The organism is Scandinavium lactucae, from assembly GCF_033843265.1.
GTDB lineage: Bacteria > Pseudomonadota > Gammaproteobacteria > Enterobacterales > Enterobacteriaceae > Scandinavium > Scandinavium lactucae.
The window spans coordinates 37,282-56,842 of sequence record NZ_JAWXRD010000028.1 but is presented as its reverse complement, the minus strand read 5'-3'; the positions used below and the strand labels follow the sequence as shown (position 1 = coordinate 56,842).

15 protein-coding genes are annotated in these 19,561 nt (G+C 57.5%); 8 read left to right on the top strand and 7 right to left on the bottom strand.

The features are described 5' to 3' along the window. Positions 1 to 12: 12 nt before the first annotated feature. Positions 13 to 1,935 carry a PTS mannitol transporter subunit IICBA gene (locus SIK69_RS09725; RefSeq protein ID WP_319627196.1) on the bottom strand — a complete coding sequence of 641 codons (1,923 nt, stop codon included), beginning with the start codon at positions 1,933 to 1,935 and terminating at the stop codon, positions 13 to 15. Positions 1,936 to 2,474: 539 nt separating this feature from the next. On the opposite strand from SIK69_RS09725, the gene SIK69_RS09720 reads away from it, so the two are divergent. The 6 genes from SIK69_RS09720 (at position 2,475) to exaC (ending at position 9,577) form a co-directional block, all read left to right on the top strand. Then, on the top strand, positions 2,475 to 2,801 hold the full coding sequence (locus SIK69_RS09720) for a DUF3302 domain-containing protein (RefSeq protein ID WP_319627195.1): 327 nt from the start codon (positions 2,475 to 2,477) through the stop codon (positions 2,799 to 2,801). 5 nt (positions 2,802 to 2,806) lie between these two features. Continuing rightward, positions 2,807 to 3,943: an HlyD family secretion protein gene (locus SIK69_RS09715; protein WP_319627194.1), complete on the top strand. Its 1,137-nt coding sequence runs from the start codon at positions 2,807 to 2,809 to the stop codon at positions 3,941 to 3,943. A 62-nt stretch (positions 3,944 to 4,005) separates the two neighbouring features. Further along, positions 4,006 to 4,614, top strand: coding sequence for a glutathione S-transferase (locus tag SIK69_RS09710; RefSeq protein ID WP_319786000.1), 609 nt, complete (start codon positions 4,006 to 4,008; stop codon positions 4,612 to 4,614). Between the two features lie 93 nt (positions 4,615 to 4,707). After that, positions 4,708 to 6,096, top strand: a complete 1,389-nt coding sequence (selA, locus tag SIK69_RS09705) for an L-seryl-tRNA(Sec) selenium transferase (protein WP_319785999.1) — start codon at positions 4,708 to 4,710, stop codon at positions 6,094 to 6,096. Beyond that, the gene (selB, locus tag SIK69_RS09700) at positions 6,093 to 7,952 is read left to right on the top strand and encodes a selenocysteine-specific translation elongation factor (protein ID WP_319785998.1); all 1,860 of its coding nucleotides are present in this window, start codon (positions 6,093 to 6,095) and stop codon (positions 7,950 to 7,952) included. Before selA ends, selB begins: the two co-directional genes overlap by 4 nt. Before the next feature lie 86 nt (positions 7,953 to 8,038). Next, positions 8,039 to 9,577 (top strand): acetaldehyde dehydrogenase ExaC, encoded by a 1,539-nt coding sequence (gene exaC / locus SIK69_RS09695; RefSeq protein ID WP_319627190.1) that lies wholly within the window; start codon positions 8,039 to 8,041, stop codon positions 9,575 to 9,577. A gap of 89 nt (positions 9,578 to 9,666) precedes the next feature. Here the strand turns inward: exaC and SIK69_RS09690 are convergent, their stop codons facing one another. Genes SIK69_RS09690 through SIK69_RS09680 form a run of 3 tightly spaced genes read right to left on the bottom strand, consistent with a single transcriptional unit; the run spans position 9,667 to position 12,876 of the window. After that, a complete protein-coding gene (locus SIK69_RS09690; protein WP_319785997.1) occupies positions 9,667 to 11,208 on the bottom strand; it encodes a DHA2 family efflux MFS transporter permease subunit in 1,542 nt (513 codons plus the stop codon). Between the two features lie 10 nt (positions 11,209 to 11,218). Beyond that, positions 11,219 to 12,394, bottom strand: coding sequence for an HlyD family secretion protein (locus SIK69_RS09685; protein ID WP_319785996.1), 1,176 nt, complete (start codon positions 12,392 to 12,394; stop codon positions 11,219 to 11,221). A gap of 26 nt (positions 12,395 to 12,420) precedes the next feature. After that, a complete protein-coding gene (locus SIK69_RS09680) occupies positions 12,421 to 12,876 on the bottom strand; it encodes a MarR family transcriptional regulator (protein ID WP_319627187.1) in 456 nt (151 codons plus the stop codon). A 277-nt stretch (positions 12,877 to 13,153) separates the two neighbouring features. On the opposite strand from SIK69_RS09680, the gene SIK69_RS09675 reads away from it, so the two are divergent. Further along, positions 13,154 to 13,645: an REP-associated tyrosine transposase gene (locus SIK69_RS09675; protein ID WP_319627341.1), complete on the top strand. Its 492-nt coding sequence runs from the start codon at positions 13,154 to 13,156 to the stop codon at positions 13,643 to 13,645. Positions 13,646 to 13,836: 191 nt separating this feature from the next. Here the strand turns inward: SIK69_RS09675 and SIK69_RS09670 are convergent, their stop codons facing one another. Then, positions 13,837 to 15,792 carry a glycoside hydrolase family 127 protein gene (locus tag SIK69_RS09670; protein ID WP_319785995.1) on the bottom strand — a complete coding sequence of 652 codons (1,956 nt, stop codon included), beginning with the start codon at positions 15,790 to 15,792 and terminating at the stop codon, positions 13,837 to 13,839. A gap of 10 nt (positions 15,793 to 15,802) precedes the next feature. Continuing rightward, positions 15,803 to 17,203, bottom strand: a complete 1,401-nt coding sequence (locus SIK69_RS09665) for an MFS transporter (RefSeq protein ID WP_319785994.1) — start codon at positions 17,201 to 17,203, stop codon at positions 15,803 to 15,805. Positions 17,204 to 17,451: 248 nt separating this feature from the next. On the opposite strand from SIK69_RS09665, the gene SIK69_RS09660 reads away from it, so the two are divergent. Beyond that, positions 17,452 to 18,273: an AraC family transcriptional regulator gene (locus SIK69_RS09660; protein WP_319785993.1), complete on the top strand. Its 822-nt coding sequence runs from the start codon at positions 17,452 to 17,454 to the stop codon at positions 18,271 to 18,273. Positions 18,274 to 18,295: 22 nt separating this feature from the next. Here the strand turns inward: SIK69_RS09660 and avtA are convergent, their stop codons facing one another. Beyond that, complete coding sequence (avtA, locus tag SIK69_RS09655; protein WP_319627183.1) at positions 18,296 to 19,552, bottom strand: valine--pyruvate transaminase; 1,257 nt, start codon at positions 19,550 to 19,552, stop codon at positions 18,296 to 18,298. Between the last annotated feature and the right edge of the window lie 9 nt (positions 19,553 to 19,561).

Here is a 19,561-nt window from a genome sequence, read left to right as displayed (position 1 = left end):
GGGGGGTTGCCGTTAGGCGACTTTGTTACCCGAAATCAGTGCCAGAACTTCGCCCACGCTGTTAGTGGTCGCCAGGCGCTCGATGACAGATTCATCGTCCAGCGCGTTGGTCAGGCTGGTGATAACGTGGATGTGCTCGTTATTGCGCGCTGCGATACCAATTACCAGGCGGGCAATGTCGTCCGGCTCTTCGCCGAAGCGCACGCCGTCAGGGTACTGACAGAATACCACGCCGGTTTTCAGTACACGGTCTTTCGCTTCGATGGTGCCGTGCGGTACCGCGATAGATTCACCCAGGTAGGTCGGGGTCAGTCTTTCACGTTCCAGCATCGCTTCCACATACTCAGGTTCAACGTAGCCGCCTTTCACCAGTTCCTGACCGGCGAAGCGGATGGCTTCTTCTTTGCTGAACGCTTTGCAGCCGAGGAAGATGTTTTCCGCGCTGAGTTTGAACAGGTGGCTGTCGTCAGCGTCGAAGCTGTCTTTCAGGCTGTCGCGCACTTTCACTTCGTTATCTTCGTGACGCTGGGCGGCAACCAGACGCTCGGTCAGGCTGGTGTACAGGCCGCTATCGAGGAAGTTGGTCAGCGAAATATGCTGGGCCTGCGGCACCTGGCGCATCGCACGCTCGGTCAGGTCGCGGTGAGTGATCACCAGGTCGACATCCGGCGGCAGGTTGTTGATAGCGCTGTTGGTCACAGAGATATGGCTCAGACCCGCATCTGCCACTTTCTTACGCAGCACGCCTGCACCCATGGCGCTGGAACCCATACCGGCGTCACAGGCGACGATGATTTTACGCACGTGGCTCAGATCGTTGGTTACGTCACCCGCGGTCAGCGGATTGGCGGCACCTTTGGACTCGGCTTTCATGTCGTTCATACGACGGGTTGCCGCTTCGATATCGTCTTCTTCTTTCACTTTGCTGGTTTTCAGCAGGATAGCGGAGACCACGAAGGAGACGACTGTTGCCGCCACAATCGCCGCAATGTTAGCGAAGTAAGCGCCTTTCGGCGTCATCGCCAGAATCGCCAGGATAGAGCCTGGAGAGGCCGGAGACACCAGGCCGCCGTTGAGGATAGTCAGGGTGAACACGCCGGTCATACCGCCGAGAATAACGGCCAGGATCAGACGTGGGTTCATCAGCACATACGGGAAATAAATTTCGTGAATACCGCCGAGGAAGTGGATGATAGCCGCCCCGCCCGCAGACTGTTTGGCGCTACCGCGACCAAAGAACATGTATGCCAGCAGAACACCCATACCCGGACCCGGGTTAGCTTCAATCAGGAAGAAGATGGATTTGCCCAGCTCATGGGACTGCTGAATACCCAGCGGCGAGAAGATACCGTGGTTGATGGCGTTGTTGAGGAACAGGATTTTCGCCGGTTCAACAAAGATAGACGCCAGCGGCAGCATGTCATGCACAACCATGAAGTTAACGCCAGCAGCCAGCACTTTGGACAGCACTTCAACCGCAGGACCAATGCCGAGGAACGCCAGTACTGCGAGGATCATACCGATGATGCCCGCAGAGAAGTTGTTCACCAGCATTTCAAAACCGGATTTGATCTTACCGTCTACCCAGGCGTCAAAACGCTTAATCGCCCAGCCACCCAGTGGACCGGCAATCATCGCGCCGAGGAACATCGGCATATCCGCACCGACGATAACGCCCATGGTGGTAATCGCACCGACCACGCCGCCGCGGTCACCGCCAACCAGACGACCACCGGTATAACCGATCAGCAATGGCAGCAGGTAAGTAATCATTGGGCCGACGAGCTTCGCCAGCGTTTCGTTTGGCAACCACCCTGTTGGAATAAATAACGCGGTGATGATACCCCACGCGATAAACGCGCCGATGTTTGGCATCACCATATTGCTGAGGAATCGACCAAAGCTTTGCACTTTGATCTTGATATCGGATGACATAAAAACACCCCTTCTTATGTTTGCTGTCGCGCAGGCTAAAAGCCCGAGGTTTGGTTTGTTGTTAAGTAGCGGCAGAGGTAGCCGGACCCTGTTGATGATGCGAAATCTGGCACTGAATCGTTCAACTGTCCAGCGAGCCCCAGGTTGTGTGATCTGAGTCACGCTAATATGGGGTGATGAGGCGTAATTGACGTGATCGTTGTCACAAAATGACGGGATGAAAAAAGTGCGTCGGCTGAAAAATCACCTCCAAAGGGCTGTTAATGTGATGTTAATCACATTTTGTTGTCGGGGATTTGTTGTTGTTATGTGATTAACATCACAAAGTATTTTCATCTGCGCGCGGGCAACTGTGACCGCCCGCATGTTCTGCATTTCGCTGTGTCATCGCGGTGAGTTAATTCCAGGGCAACGGACGGCGAGTTTAGTGATTCTGTGTTATAGCAATATGACCGACTAACGATTATTTTTTCAGTGATCACTCAGGCGCTTCGCAATGGGGCGCGTGCCGATGGGCATGTCATAATTTCGAGGCGGCTATGTTTCTTAATTATTTTGCGTTGGGTGTGCTTATTTTCGTTTTTTTGGTGATTTTTTACGGGATCATTATTTTGCATGATATTCCTTATCTTATCGCCAAATCGCGTAATCACCCTCATGCCGATGCGATTCACGTCGCGGGTTGGGTGAGTTTGTTTACCCTCCACGTCATCTGGCCGTTTTTATGGATCTGGGCCACCCTTTACCGCCCGGAGCGCGGCTGGGGAATGCAGCAGGCAGAACAGGAATCTTTCGCTCAGTTGCAGCGCCGGGTCACGGAGCTTGAGCAAAAACTCGCGGAAACATCACGCTCGCCAGCGGAGTAACCATCATGGATTTGCTCATTATTCTGACCTATGTCGCGCTGGCCTGGGCGATATTTAAAATATTCAAAATCCCGGTAAATAAATGGACAGTGCCGACCGCAGCATTAGGTGGCGTGTTTATCGTTAGCGGGCTTATCTTATTAATGAATTACAACCATCCTTATACCGCTCAGGCGCAAAAAGCGGTGATCTCTATTCCCATTACCCCTCAGGTAACGGGTATCGTTAGCGAAGTGACGGATCAGCAAAATAAACTGATTAAAAAAGGCGACGTGCTGTTTAAGCTCGATCCGACCCGCTATCAGGCTCGGGTCAGCCGCCTTGAGGCCGATCTGGTGACGGCTATCCATAATGCCGATGCCATGAAGGGAGAACTGAACGAGGCCATCGCCAATACCCAGCGCGTCGGTGCTGAACGCGACCGCCTGTACAAGGACTATCAGCGCTATCTGCAAGGCAGCAGGGCGAGGGTGAATCCATTCTCAGAAAGTGATATCGACAATGCCCGGCAAAATTATCTCGCCCAGGATGCGTTGGTGAAATCGTCGGTTGCCGAGCAGTCGCAGATAAAAAGCCAGCTCGACAGCGTGATTAACGGCGAGCAATCGCAGATCGTGAGCCTGCGGGCACAGCTGACGGAGGCCCGCTACAACCTCGATCAAACCATTGTGCGCGCTCCCAGCGACGGCTATGCCACCCAGGTATTGATTCGCCCCGGCACCTACGCGGCTGCCCTGCCGCTGCGCCCGGTGATGGTGTTTATCCCTGAGCAAAAACGGCAAATTATCGCTCAGTTCCGGCAAAACTCGCTGCTGCGCCTCGAAGCGGGCGATGAGGCCGAAGTGGTGTTCAATGCGCTACCGGGGCAGGTTTTCGTCGGGAAACTGACCAGTGTCATTCCCGTCGTTCCCGGCGGCTCGTATCAGGCACAGGGCACCCTGCAATCGTTAACGGTCACGCCCGGGAGCGATGGCGTATTAGCCCTTATCGAACTGCAACCGAATGCGCAAGTGGAGGCCCTCCCTGACGGCATTTTTGCGCAGGTGGCGGTCTATTCCGACCATTTCAGCCACGTGGCGGTAATGCGCAAAGTGCTGCTGCGCATGACCAGCTGGATGCACTATCTGTATCTCGATCATTAACCTGAATTTTTAATGCGCCTGCGCCATACTGATATTTTTGCGGATGATGAAGGGAGCAGGCGATGAAACTGATTGGCAGTTATACCAGTCCGTTTGTGCGTAAAATTTCGGTTATCCTGCTGGAAAAGGGGATAACGTTCGAGTTTATCAACGAGATGCCGTACAACGCCGAAAACGGCGTGGCGAAGTATAACCCGCTCGGCAAAGTGCCCGCGCTGGTGACCGATGACGGTGAATGCTGGTACGACTCACCGCTGATTGCGCAGTACATCGAACTGTTGGATATCGCCCCGGCGCTGGTGCCGCGCGACCCCAAAGCGGCGCTGCGGATGCGCCAGCTGGAGTCGCTGGCCGACGGCATAATGGATGCGGGCCTGGTATCTGTGCGGGAACAGGCGCGTCCGGCCGCCCAGCAATCACCGGAAGAACTGGTTCGCCAGCGCGAGAAAATTACCCGCGCGCTGGATGCCCTGGAAGCCTATACCGCCGATGGCACGCTGAAGGCCGATGAACTGAACCTGGCGACCATCGCCGTGGCCTGTGCGGTGGGCTACCTCAATTTCCGCCGCGTATCGCCGGGCTGGTGCGCCACGCGTCCGCATCTGGTGAAGCTGGTGGAAACGCTGTTCCAGCGCGACAGTTTTGCGCGCACAGAACCGCCAAAAGCCTAGCGCGATCAATATCGTTCTGCCCCTAACCGCAGTACAATTCCCGCACGTTTATTCCCCTCTCCCGTCGGGAGGGGGCATACCACAGGCTTGCTCATGACCCCGGAAAACCCTTCGCTGTTCAGTCAAATACCCGCCACCGATCGCCTGTTGCGCGACCCGGCTTTTACCTCGCTCATTGACCACGCCGGGCATAGCCAGGTGGTGACAGTGGTGCGTCAGCTACAGGCCGAGGCCCGGGCGGCTATCCGCGAGCAGGGCGAACTGCCTGCCTGGGGCGCAGACTGGGCGCAGGCCGTTGCCGGGCGATTGTCGGCGGAGGCACAAAGCCCGCTGCGTCCGGTGTTTAACCTGACCGGCACCGTGCTGCACACCAATCTCGGGCGTGCCATTCAGGCGGAAGCCGCGGTGGCGGCGGTAAGCCAGGTGATGCGTGCCCCGGTCACCCTGGAATATTCGCTGGATGACGCCGGACGCGGGCATCGCGATCGTGGCCTGGCGGATTTACTCTGCCGCCTGACGGGAGCGGAAGACGCCTGCATCGTCAATAACAATGCGGCGGCGGTGCTGCTGATGCTGGCGGCGACGGCCAACGGTAAAGAAGTGGTGGTCTCTCGCGGCGAGCTGGTGGAAATCGGCGGCGCGTTCCGTATCCCGGACGTGATGCGCCAGGCGGGCTGTACGCTGCATGAGGTAGGCACCACCAACCGCACCCATCCGCGCGACTACCGGGCAGCCATCAGCGAGCGCACCGGGCTGCTGATGAAAGTCCACACCAGCAACTACAGCGTGGAAGGGTTTACCAAAGCGGTGGATGAAGCCGAGCTGGCGGCCATCGGCCAGGAGCAGGGCATTCCGGTAGTGGCTGATTTAGGCAGCGGCTCACTGGTGGATTTAAGCCAGTATGGTTTACCGAAAGAGCCGATGCCGCAGGCGCTGATTGCCAGCGGCGTGAGTCTGGTGAGCTTCTCCGGCGATAAGCTGCTCGGCGGGCCGCAGGCCGGAATTATCGTCGGCAAGCGCGAGCTGATTGCGAAGCTGCAACAGCATCCGCTCAAGCGGGCGCTGCGGGCGGATAAAATGACGCTGGCGGCGTTGGAAGCCACATTGCGCCTATATCTGCACCCGGAAAAATTACGTCAGTCGCTGCCGACGTTGCGTCTGTTAACCCGCGAGCGGGACGACATTCATGCCCAGGGTGAACGGCTGCTGACCGCGTTTCAGGTGCATTACCCGGCGTTCACCGTGCGGCTGGAAAACTGTTTATCGCAAATCGGCAGCGGTTCGCTGCCCGTTGACCGACTGCCGTCCCACGCGCTGACCTTCACGCCTAACGACGGGCGCGGCGCGACCCTCGACGCGCTGGCACAAGGCTGGCGTCGGCTCGAGAGGCCGATATTAGGGCGTATTTATGACGGACGCCTGTGGCTCGATCTGCGCTGCCTCGAGGATGAGGCGCAATTCATGGAGAGTGTGCTGAAATGATTATTGCCACCGCCGGTCATGTCGACCATGGCAAAACCACCCTGTTGCAGGCGATCACCGGCGTTAACGCCGACCGTCTGCCGGAAGAAAAATCGCGCGGGATGACCATCGATCTGGGCTACGCCTATTGGCCGCAACCGGATGGACGCGTGCCTGGGTTCATCGACGTGCCGGGCCACGAAAAGTTTCTGGCGAATATGTTGGCGGGCGTCGGCGGGATCGATCATGCGCTGCTGGTGGTGGCCTGTGACGACGGGGTGATGGCGCAAACCCGTGAGCACCTGGCGATTTTACAGCTGACCGGGAAACCGACCTTGACGGTGGCCTTGACCAAAGTCGATCGCGCAGATGCCGCCAGAATTGCCGAGGTTCATCGGCAAGTTCAGGACGTTCTGCGCGAATATGGCTTTGACCACGTAACGGTTTTTGAGACCGCCGCCACGCAAATGCACGGCATCGACGCCCTGCGGGCGCATCTTTTACAGCTGGCTGAACGCCAGCAGGTGGCGCATCAGCGTTTCCGTCTGGCTATCGACCGGGCGTTCACCGTCAAAGGTGCCGGGCTGGTGGTAACCGGCACCGCGCTGTCTGGCGAGGTTAAAATTGGCGATACGCTGTGGCTGACGGGCGTCAACACCCCGATGCGCGTACGCGGCCTGCATGCGCAGAATCAGCCCGTCGACCAGGCCCATGCCGGGCAGCGTATCGCCCTGAACATCACTGGCGATGCGCAGAAAGAAGACCTCACTCGCGGCGACTGGCTGCTGGCGCAACAGCCTGGTGAGCCATCAGAGCGGGTGATTGTCGAGCTGCACTGCCACACGCCGCTCAGCCAGTGGCAGCCGCTGCACATTCATCACGCGGCGAGCCATATCACCGGGCGGGTGTCGCTGCTGGACAACACGCTGGCGGAACTGGTGCTCGACACGCCGCTGTGGCTGGCAGACAACGATCGGCTGGTGCTGCGCGATATCTCGGCCCGCGTCACGCTGGCGGGTGCGCGGGTGGTGACGCTGAATCCGCCGCGTCGCGGTAAGCGGAAACCGGAGTACCTGAGCTGGCTGACAGCACTGGCGGCGGCTGAAAACAGTGCTCAGGCGCTGGATATCCATTTGCAACGCGATGCGCTTCGCCTGAGCGAATTTGGCTGGGCGCGGCAGCTCAACGCGGCGGGCCTGGCGCAACTCACCGCCCAGGCCGACGTGCTGATGGCGGGTGACAGCCTTCTCAGCGCCAGCCTGGCCGCCCGCTGGCAGGAAAAATTGCTCAACGCGCTGACGACCTATCATGACCAGCACCGGGATGAGCCCGGCCCCGGGCGCGAGCGTCTGCGTCGTATTGCGCTGCCGATGGAAGACGAAGCGCTGGTGCTGATGCTGCTGGAGAAAATGCGGGCTTCTGGCCTGATCGACAGCCATCACGGCTGGCTGCATTTGCCGAGCCACAAAGCCGGATTTACCGACGAGCAGGCCAGCGTCTGGCACAAAGCGCAGCCGTTGTTTGGTGACGAGCCGTGGTGGGTGCGCGATCTGGCGCAGCACACCGGCATCGATGAGCAGGTCATGCGCGCCACGCTGCGGCAGGCGGCGCAGCAGGGGATGATCACCGCCATCGTCAAAGACCGTTACTACCGCAACGACCGTATCGTGCAGTTTGCCGGGCTGATTCGCGGCCTGGATACCGCGCGTGGCTCAACCTGCGCCGCTGATTTCCGCGACAGCCTCAACGTCGGGCGTAAGCTGGCCATTCAAATCCTCGAATATTTCGACCGCATCGGCTTTACCCGCCGTCGCGGCAACGATCATCTCCTGCGTGATGGCATGCTGTTCCCGGCCGCCGATAACCGCAATCCGTGACCGCGCTCGTAAAGCGATAAACGGCTGGCGAATAAATCGCCAGCCGCGTCTACCCTTACAGGACACCCCACTGCAAGGAGACGGTAATGACCAACAATCCTCCCTCCACGGGCATCCAGCCCGGTGTTTATGGTTACCCGCTGAAGCTTAAACCCCGTTACGACAACTTTATCGGCGGCAACTGGGTCGCTCCGGCGGACGGTGAATACTACAAAAATCTGACCCCGGTAACCGGCCAGTTGCTATGCGAAGTGGCCTCGTCCGGGCCCAAAGACATTGATTTGGCGCTCGATGCGGCGCACAAAATCAAAGACAAATGGGCGCACACCTCGGTGCAGGACCGGGCCTCAATCCTGCTGAAAATTGCCGATCGCATGGAGCAGAATATCGAGCTGCTGGCAACGGCGGAAACCTGGGATAACGGCAAACCTATCCGTGAAACCACCGCCGCCGACGTGCCGCTGGCTATCGATCACTTCCGCTATTTTGCCTCCTGTATTCGTGCGCAGGAGGGCGGGATCAGCGAAGTTGACAGCGACACCGTGGCCTATCACTTCCACGAGCCGCTTGGCGTGGTCGGGCAAATCATTCCGTGGAACTTCCCGCTGCTGATGGCGAGCTGGAAAATGGCCCCGGCGCTGGCTGCCGGGAACTGCGTTATCCTCAAACCTGCACGGCTGACGCCGCTGTCGGTGCTTATGCTGATGGAGATCATCGGCGATCTGCTGCCGCCGGGCGTGGTTAACGTGGTCAACGGCGCGGGCGGGGAAATCGGTGAATATCTGGCGACGTCAAAACGCATCAATAAAGTGGCCTTCACCGGTTCGACAGAAGTCGGCCAGCAAATCATGCAGTACGCCACCCAGAACATCATTCCGGTGACCCTGGAGCTCGGCGGCAAATCGCCGAATATTTTCTTTGCCGACGTGATGGACGAAGAGGACGCCTTCTTTGAAAAAGCGCTGGAAGGGCTGGCGCTGTTTGCCTTCAACCAGGGCGAGGTCTGTACCTGCCCAAGCCGCGCCCTGGTGCATGAATCGATTTATGACCGTTTTATGGAACGCGCTATTCGCCGGGTGGAGAGTATTCGTAGCGGCAACCCGCTCGACAGCATCACTCAAATGGGGGCGCAGGTCTCCAGCGGACAGATGGACACCATTCTCAACTACATTGATATCGGCAAGAAAGAGGGCGCGGACGTGCTGACCGGCGGACGCCGCAAGGTGCTCGACGGGGAACTGAAAGAGGGCTATTACCTCGAGCCGACTATCCTGTTTGGCAAAAATAATATGCGGGTGTTCCAGGAAGAGATTTTTGGCCCGGTGCTGTCGGTCACTACCTTTAAAACCATGGAGGAGGCGCTGGAGATTGCCAACGATACCCAGTACGGGTTGGGGGCGGGCGTGTGGAGCCGCAACGGCAATCTGGCCTACAAAATGGGCCGCGGGATCCAGGCCGGGCGCGTGTGGACCAACTGCTATCACGCCTATCCGGCCCATGCCGCCTTTGGGGGCTACAAGCAGTCCGGGATTGGCCGTGAGACCCACAAAATGATGCTCGAACACTACCAGCAAACCAAGTGCCTGCTGGTGAGCTACTCCGATAAACCGTTAGGGTTGTTCTAACGGGAAACGCCCGGCGGCACTTCGTTTGCACGGGCCTACAAATAACGCGTAGGCCCGGTAAGCATCGTGCCACCGGCATTTCTTTTGTCTTAATGACCCGCAGACGCGGCGGCACTCGGCGCACCGGACTTCACAAACGGCGGCCGGGTAAACCAGATAATCAGCACCAGCCCCATAAAGCCCCAGCCTAATATCCAGAAATAATCGATGGTCGACATCATGTACGCCTGCTGTTCGATGGTTTTATCGATCAGCGCAAAGTGCTGCTGCGTCGGGCCACCCATCTTCTGTACGTAGTCCACCGCCGCCGGATTGTACTGCGACACGTTCTCCGCCAGATTCGCGTGATGGAAGATTTCGCGGCGCTGCCAAATCCAGGTGGTCAGCGACGAGGCAAACGACCCGCCGAGCACGCGGAAAAATGTCGCCAGCCCGGAGCCTTCCGCCACTTGATTGCCGTGCAGATTCGACAGCACGATGGTGGTGAGCGGCATAAAGAAGAACGCCACGCCGATCCCCATAAACATCTGCACGCTAGCGATGGTGCGGAAGTCTACATCGGTGGAGAATTGCGCGCGCATCAGGCAGGACGCGCCCATCGTCAGGAACGACACCGAGCACAGAATACGCAAATCCACTTTGGTGGCGTAACGCCCGATGATCGGCGTCAGTAGCAGCGGTAAAAAGCCCATCGGCGCGGCGGCAAGCCCCGCCCAAATCGCGGTATAGCCCATCTGCGTTTGCAGCCACTGCGGCAGAATAATGTTAATGGCAAAGAATGCCGCATAGCCGAGCATCAGCGCCAGGGTGCCAATCGCGAAGTTGCGGTCCTTAAACAGTCGCAGATTAACGATCGGATGCTTGTCATCCAGCTCCCAGATCACAAAGGCAATCAGGCTTACCGCCGACACAATCGACATCACGATAATCGGCGTCGAGGCGAACCAGTCCTCATCGTTGCCCTTATCGAGTACCACCTGCAATAGCCCGACGCCAAGCACTAACAGCGCAATGCCGATGTAGTCGACAGGCGAAGACTGGGTGGTTTCTTCGCGCCCGCGCAGCTGGGTCCAGACCACAATCGAGGCAAAAATCCCGATCGGCACGTTGATGTAGAAAATCCACGGCCACGAGTAGTTATCGGTTATCCAGCCACCGGTGATCGGCCCCACGATGGGGGCCACCACGGTGACCATCGACAGCAGCGCCAGAGCCATACTGCGCTTCATCGGCGGGAAAATAATCAGCAGCAGCGTTTGACACATCGGGAACATCGGCCCGGCGAAAAAGCCCTGCAATGCACGGAAAATAATCAGCTCCGTCATGCTATGGGCAAATCCGCACAGGAACGAAGTCAGAGTGAAAAACACCACCGAGGCGATAAACAGCCGTAGCTGGCCAAAGCGACGAGTAAACCAGCCGGTGAGCGGCAGGGCGATGGCGTTACACACCGCAAACGAGGTGATAACCCAGGTGCCCTGATCGGCGCTCACCCCGAGGTTGCCGGAAATGGTTGGCAACGCCACGTTGGCGATAGTGGAATCCAGCACCTGCATAAAGGTGGCCAGCGACAGCGCCAGCGTCGCCAGAAACAGGCTCGGGGGCGTATAGGCCGCCTTCGGTTCAGACATGCGGTCTCTCTTAGCGCTGTGCGGCTACGGCGCGGCTGTTGTCACGCAGGATTTGTGCGACCAGTTTGTCGGCGGCGGCCATCGGCGTGTTGTACACGTCGGTGGTAAAGCGCGGCTGGCTGACGGTTTTTTGTGGCAGCAGATGGCCATCGAGGTCACGGATATCGACCTTTACGTTCATCGACAGGCCAATCCGCAGCGGGTGTTTTTGCATGTCGTGTTCGTCGAGCAGAATGCGCACCGGCAGGCGCTGCACGATCTTTATCCAGTTTCCGCTGGCGTTCTGCGCAGGCAGCAGGGAAAACGCGCTGCCGGTGCCGATACCTAAGCTTTCGATAGTGCCGTGGTACTGCACGTCATCGCCGTAGAGGTCAGCATTCAGGGTCACTTTTTGCCCCAAACGCATGTCCTGCATCTGGCTCTCTTTAAAGTTGGCATCGACCCACACTTCCTTCAGCGGCACGATCGACAGCAGCGTGGTGCCGGATGTGACACGCATCCCGAGCTGCACTGCGCGTTTGGCGACATACCCGCTGACCGGCGCGACGATCGTGCTACGGGCGTTATCCAGATAGCGCTGACGCAGCGTCGCGACGGCGGTTTTAATTTCCGGATGGCTGTCGATCACGGTGTCATCGACCATCGCCTGATTGGTTTTCAACGCCTGTTGCGCGGCGAGCAAATCGCTTTTTGCACTGGTCACCGCATCACGGTAATGCGACAGATCTTCTGCCGCGATGGCACCGCTGGTGAAAATTTTCTGCCGACGGCTGTAGTCATTCTGCGCCGTTTGCAGGGCAACTTTTTTCGCGTCGACCTGGGCACGGTAATTATCGGCGGTACTGTAAAGCCCACGCACCTGACGCACGGTGCTGGCGAGGTCAGCTTCGGCCTGCTGCAATGCGATTTCGGTATCGCTCGGGTCGAGCAGCACCAGCGGCTGGCCTTTCTGCACGAAATCGCCTTCGTCCACCGTCACCTGGGTCACGGTCCCGGCAATTTGCGGGGTGAGCGTGACCTGGTTGCCGTTGACGTAGGCATCGTCGGTGGATTCGTAATAGCGGGCATACAGCAGATACCAGGCAAGACAGCCCGCGGCGGCCAGCACCAGGATCAGCAGTAAAATAGCGAAGTTACGTTTGCGTCGGCTTGGACGCTGAGTAGCTTCAGGAGCGGTGTTTTCCATAATGTTCAGAGCCTTAAAACGGGAACTTAGCGATGGGGTGCCGTGTATTCATCCGGCAGCATTTTGATAATAAGGGCTTGTAGTTGCTGGGATTCTTCGGCGGTCAGACGGGCGGTGAGCTCCGCCAGAATGGTGTTTAATGCTTCATTCTGAAACGTATTGCACAGCGACTGTCCTTTCTCGGTCAGGGCCAGAATCACCTGGCGTTTGTCCTGCGCATTACGATGACGTTCGATAAGCCCACTCTTCACCATGCGCTCAACCATCCGGCTCATCGCGCCAGTATCCATCAGCAGGCTCTTGCAAATTTCCGCCGGGCTGGTGTTGCCTTTATAGATATTAATCAACACTTTAAACTGCGGTGCAGTAATGCCTGCCCCAGAGAAATAATGCCCAATGAGCTGATCTTTAAACTGGTTAGTCAGATGAAAAAGTAAACCCAGATGCAGGTTTTTAGCGGGAGACTGCGTGTGCGTTGTCATAATAGCTGCCTGGTCAGTAATTAACTTTATGATTACTGCCCGGTCAATAATTGTCAAATAGTGTCAGTGTAAAGCACACGGATTGACAAACCGTTTGGCTGAGGAGGTTTGCGTCTATGCCCGCAAAAAATGCTGTCGATTGCACGGCGCATTAACTTTTTTGCGGCAAGCTTTCCCGAATGAAAAATCACCGACGGCGATACGCGGTAGGGTGCAGTATGGTGGACGTTGTAGGCTCGGCAAGCTCGCGCCGCCGGGCAAGTATGCAGAGCACACCATGTCAAATTATCGCCGTAACTACATTAAAGGTGGGTCGTGGTTTTTCACCGTCAATCTCAGAGATCGGCGCAGTGACCTGTTGGTGCGTCAGATTGCGTTGCTAAAACGCGCGATAACACAGGTCAAATGCCATAAGCCGTTTCACATTAACGCCTGGGTGGTTTTACCCGAACACATGCACTGCCTGTGGACACTACCGGAAAATGACAGCGATTTTTCGGGTCGCTGGCGGGATATCAAAAAACGGTTTACCCGTGATTTGGGTGCGCGAGAGATATGGCAGCCCCGCTTTTGGGAGCACACCATTCGGGATGAACAGGATTACCGTCGGCACATGGATTACATCTACATCAATCCTGTGAAACATGGGTGGGTTAAGCAGGTGAAATCGTGGCCGTTCTCCACCTTTCATCGCGATGTACGTAATGGGCTTTATCTGTTGGATTGGGCGGGCGATACAGCCGAAATGGTTGCCGGAGAGCGAGTTTAATTGCCCGGCGGCGCTTCGCTTGCCGGGCCTACCCTTCCAACCGTAGACCCGGCAGCTCCGCCGCCGGGCGGGAAGCCCTAACATTTAAAGATAAAGCGCCGCCGTGGCTTTTAGAATATCGGCCCAGGAATAGATATCATCCACCGTTTCAATCGGGTGGCGTGTTTCATTGTGCCCGGCAAACGGAAAAATCACCCCTCGTTGACCCAAATCCGCATTTCGCCTTCGCCGCGGTTGGCCCAGCTGAACCACGGAATAAAGGTCAGGGTGTGCGCCTGACGCGTGGCGGGTGAGCGGTCGTAATGCCAAAGCGGCTGCTGCTCGGGTTGGACGGCGGTGTGCTTATAGCCCTCGGCCTGAATCAGCACCTTGTGTGCGAACAGCCCTTTGCCTTCGAAGGCGTTAAAGGTTGCCGCATCGGGAAGCCACAGGTTATGCAGTTCTTCGCCGTTATCCGCCTGTTCAAGGCAGTACACCAACGGCCCGCGCTGTATCGCCACTTTCCCGGCGACGTGGCGCACTAACGGATTGCCATACACCCGACGCACCGGCATCGGCAGGGTGAGCGTCAGGGTGTCGCCTTCCTGCCAGCGGCGGTTGATGTGCAGATACCCTTTGCGGATATCCTTCGCTACCGGCACGCCGTTGAGCGCCACCTGTGGGGCATCGCACCAGTCGGGCAGGCGCAGCGCCAGGGTATGCTGCACCGGCTGCGCCGAGTCGATGGCGATCGTGACTTTTTCCTGCCACGGGAAGTTGCCGCTGATACGCAGGCGCAGCGTCTCATCGCCGACGGCAATCTCTGCGCTGTTGCCGACATACAGGTTGATGTACAGCGCGTCCTCACGTGGGGTGTAGATATAGTGCCCGAGCGAGGTCAGCACCCGGGCGATATTCGGCGGGCAGCAGGCACAGCCGAACCAGCGCTGGCGCACCGGCTTGACGTGATCGTAGATATGATTGAAATTCAGCGATTTAGGATGCACTTCCAGCGGGTTGACGTAGAAGAAGTGTTTGCCATCCAGCGCCATCCCGCCGAGCACGGTATTATACAGCGCACGCTCCATTACGTCGGCGTACTGGCTGTCGGCTTCCATCTCCAGCATTCGGCGGGCGAACATCATCAGCCCAATCGAGGCGCAGCTTTCGGCATACACCGTGTCGTTCGGTAAATCGTAATCGCTACTGAAGGCTTCGCCGCTGCTCTGGGAACCGATCCCGCCGGTGATATACAGCTGACGCTGGGCCATGTTGTTCCACAGGCGCAGGCAGTCCTGACGCTTAGCTTCGTCCTGACTGAGCCGCGCCAGATGGGCCACGCCGGTCATCAGGTAGACGAAACGCACCGCGTGACCGATGGCGCTCTGCTGTTCAGCCAGCGGCTGATGCGCCTGGCTGTAGGCTTTATCCTGCACCATCCATGCCGGGCCGTAGGTATTCCAGTACGAGGTTTTTCCTCGTTTTTCATACTCGATGTCGTAGAAATGCGGCTGTGTTCCCCGCTGTTCGACGAAGAAGTTCACCAGCTCGCGGTAGCGCAGTTCCTGCGTCACGTCGAACAAGCGCATTAACGCCAGCTCGATTTCCGGATGACCGGGGTAACCGTGCAGTTGCGACTCGGCAGGGCCAAACACGCTATCGATGTGGTCGGCAAGTTTACAGACCACCTCCAGCAAACGACGTTTGCCGGTCGCCTGGAAGAACGCCACGCCTGCTTCAATCATGTGTCCGGCGCAGTACAGCTCATGGCATTCCGCCAGATTGGTCCAGCGCGCCTGCGGGGCTTTGACGGTGAAATAGGTATTGAGATAGCCATCGTCGCACTGGGCGGCGGCCACCAGTTCAATTACCTCATCGGCGGTTTTTTCAAGCGCCGGGTCCGGCTTCTGGCACAGCGACCACGCCACGGCTTCCAGCCATTTCGCCACGTCGCTGTCCTGGAAAACCATGCCGTAAAACTCACCCTCTGACAGCCCGGCGGCGATACGGAAATTCTCGATAGCGTGGCTTGGATCGGCCTGTGGGATCCTGTCGTTCAGCGCGTCCCACTGATAGGGGATAACCACATCACGAACCAGTTGCTGATACTGCCCAAGAAACGGATCGTTGACTTTGAGCTTGTGTAGATCGACTTCCATCACGGACATAACGGTCTCCTTAAGACTGAACATGGCGCACGCGTAAATCGCTGGCGATGCGCGACATCATCGGGTTATTGAGTTTGCAGGTACGCAGGGTGAAGGCCAGCAGCAGATGGAACACGGCGGGCAGCAGCGTTTCCATCGCGGTCATGCCGTGCAGCGAGGCCGCCGTCTGGTTACCGATGCCGGGCTGATAGGCCACCAAGACAAACACCAGGCTGACAATCCCGGCGCTGGAGGCCCAGGCGAGTTTGATGAAAAAGAGGTTAAACGCGAAGTTCATGCCTGAGGAACGCACCCCGTTTTTCCACTCGCCGTAATCGTCGGCGAAGGCCATCAGGCCGAAGTGCAGCGGCAGCGTAAAGCCCAGAATGATGCCGTTGCCAAGGATGACAACCAGCCACAGCGTCTGCCATGCCGGACCAACGGGCAGAAACCACATCGCCACCGCCAGTGCGGCTAAAACCAGATTGGTGTAAGAGTAAAGTTTGACGGTATCGACGCGTTTGGTCAGCGGATTGACGAGGATCGACCCTAAAATTGAGGCAAAGGTCACCATGGTGAAGAACAGCGAAGTGTACGCCGTGCTGCCCTGTAATACGTAGGTGATGAAGTACATATAGCCGCCACCGCGGATGTTAAAGACGTTAATTAGCAGGAAGGACATTACCAGCATCAGCAGCAGCTGATCGTTTTTCCGCAGCCCGGCGATGTGCTGGCGTAGGGTAAATTTGCCCAGCGCGTCCAGCGGCACCCGCTCGCGTACCCAGAAGAAGCAGCACAGGAACATCACCACCGCCACGCCGCACAGAATGCTGACCCCCATTTGCCAGCCGTGCGCCACGTCGCCTTTACCGAAAACGGATACCAGCCACGGTAGCCCGACGGAGACTAAAAACCCCGCCACGCCACACAGCACAAAGCGCCAGGACTGGCAGCCCAGCACTTCCGTATGGCGGGTGGTCATGGTGTTAATCAGCGCGCAGTAGGGCACGTTGATGGCGGTGTAGCTGATGGACAGCAGCAGATAGGTGCCGAATGCCCAAACGATTTTGATGCTCATGCTGACGTCGGGCACGGTAAAGGTCAGGACGCCGATAATGCCGATCGGCAGTGCAATCCACAGCTGCCAGGGGCGAAAGCGTCCCCAGCGACTTTGGGTTCGGTCGGCGATCACGCCCATAATCGGGTCAGAAATCGCATCGAACACGCGCAGGGCGATAAACAACGTGCCGACCAGCGCCGGGGTCAAACCGAAAACGTCGGTATAGAAAAAGGTCAGAAAGTTCATGATAAGGCAGGTGATCACCGTCCCGCCGGCGTCGCCCAGCCCGTAACCGATTTTCTCCCGCAGCGACAGCGCGTCGTTAATGGACTGCTGGGCGAGTTCGGTTTGTGTAATCGGAGCAGAAGTCATCGAAAACTCCTCACGTAAGTCAGGGGGTATGACCCGCTTTTTCGCGGGCTTCGGATGTGATGTGTAAGGTACATCCTCAATTCTGCCCGGAATCGCCCGCGCAACAAGGGAAGGGAAAAGTATAAAAAGATGAGGATTCCGACCTGATGTGCAAACTGTGATCGCTGTCAGGTGATGTTGTTATTTTTGTTTATAATCAATAGCAAATGTGGATTTTTATCTTTCGATAAGCGGGAAAACACATATCCATGCTCGAATTATCCATAGCGTTTCCGATTCGCGTGCAGAACGGTGGCCTGTTCATTTCCCGTGGGGTGGGCAGCCATCCGGCGCGCAGGCTTAATTCCTGGGAACTGGTGTTTGTTGAACGCGGCGAGCTGAAGATCCGCGAGGAAGGGCAGTTGTTTAGGGTGCAGGCGGGTGAAAGCCTGCTGCTGCGTCCGGGGTGTCAGCACGTTGGCGAGGGCCAGTTTCCGGGCGATTTAAAATTTTACTGGCTGCATTTTGACTGGCTGGAAAGCGCGGTAGACTCGGCCCTGCGCCAGACGTTACTGAGTATTCCCCAGCACACCAGCGTGAGCCATCCGCAGTACATCATCGCCCTGTTTCGCCAGTTCCTGAGCGAGCAGGAGAACGTGCATCGCAGCATTGCGCTGGAGTGCATTTTGCTGCTGATCCTCCAGCAGCTTTCGGCGGCTGGCGTAGAGGAAAGCGTGGGCGACAGTCCCGGCGTGGCGCTGGCGTGGAAGGCACAGCAGAGTATCCGCACCCAGTTTCATCTGCCGATTTCTACCTCAACGCTCGCCAAAGAGCTGCACTGCAATGCGGACTATCTCGGTCGCGTCTATCGGCGCACGTTTCGCCTGACGCTGACCGAGTCGCTGCATCGTCAGCGGGTAATGGCGGCCGAGAAGCTGTTGATCAGTGATTCGCTGTCGTTAACCGAAGTGGCGGCACGCTGTGGATTCAACGATAGCGGCTATTTCCGACAAATCTTCCGCAAACACACCGGGCTCACACCCGCGGCGTGGAAGCGTCGCTACTGCAAAGAGCATATTAATTCCGGCTAGGTATTTTCAGTACCCGCCGGGCTTAGCACCCGCTTTCACGCCAGGCGTTTTCTATTTCTTCGGCAAGGATTTTAACACCCGCTTCGATTTTCTGCGGATCCGGCACATAGTTCATACGCATACACTGATGCGTGTGCGGCCAGGGTTTATCGAGCCCCGGGAAGAAGAAATCGCCCGGCACCATCAGCACGCCGCGTTTTTTCAGGCGCTGATAAAGAATTTCGGTGGTGATCGGTAAATCCTTAAACCACAGCCAGAGGAAAATCGCCCCTTCTGGCTTGTGGATCAGGCAGCGTTCTTCCGGTAAATAGCGGCGAATAGTGGCGATCGTCTCCTGAACGCGCTGGTAATAGAACGGTTTAATCACCGTTTCCGACAGGCGCAGCAGGTCCTTACGTTTGATCATCTCGCACATCATCGCCGGGCCAATTCCGCCGGGAGAGAGGCTGATGATGCCGTTCATATTGCTTATCGCGCTGATGATTTTCTCATTGGCGATGATAATGCCGCAGCGGCTGCCGGGCAGGCCGAGCTTCGACAGGCTCATGCACAGCACGATATTCGGGTTCCACAGCGGACGCGCTTCGCTGAAGATAATGCCCGGGAACGGCACTCCGTAGGCGTTATCAATCACCAGCGGAATGCCATGCTGATTGGCCAGCACGTCCAGCTTCATCAACTCTTCGTCGGTGATAACGTTACCCGTCGGGTTGGTTGGACGCGAAACGCAGATCATCCCGGTGTCGTCGGTGACGCGCAGGTGTTCGAAATCAACGTGGTATTTGAACTGGCCTTCCGGCAGCAGCTCGATGTTTGGCCGGGCCGAGACAAACAGGTCTTCTTCAAGGCCGGAATCGGCATAGCCAATGTATTCCGGGGTCAGCGGGAACAGCACCTTTCGGGTGGTCCCGTCGGCGCGACGGCCAGCAAAGAGGTTAAACAAGTAGAAAAACGCGCTTTGACTGCCGTTTGTCAGTGCAATGTTCTGTGGTCCGATATCCCAACCCAGCTCGTCGCGCAGCATGTTCGCCAGCTCTGCCAGCAGCTCGGTTTTACCCTGCGGGCCATCATAGTTGCACAGTGCTTCAGTGGCTTTACCGCTTTCCAGCATATCCGCCAGCAGCTGGTGGAAATAGTCGTTCATCTGCGGGATTTGCGCCGGGTTGCCGCCGCCGAGCATGATGGTGCCTGGCGTACGCAGACCATCGTTGAGATCTTCCATCAGGCGGGTGATACCGGAATGACGGGTGAATTTGTCGCCGAAAAGTGAAAAAGTCATATGCAGGTG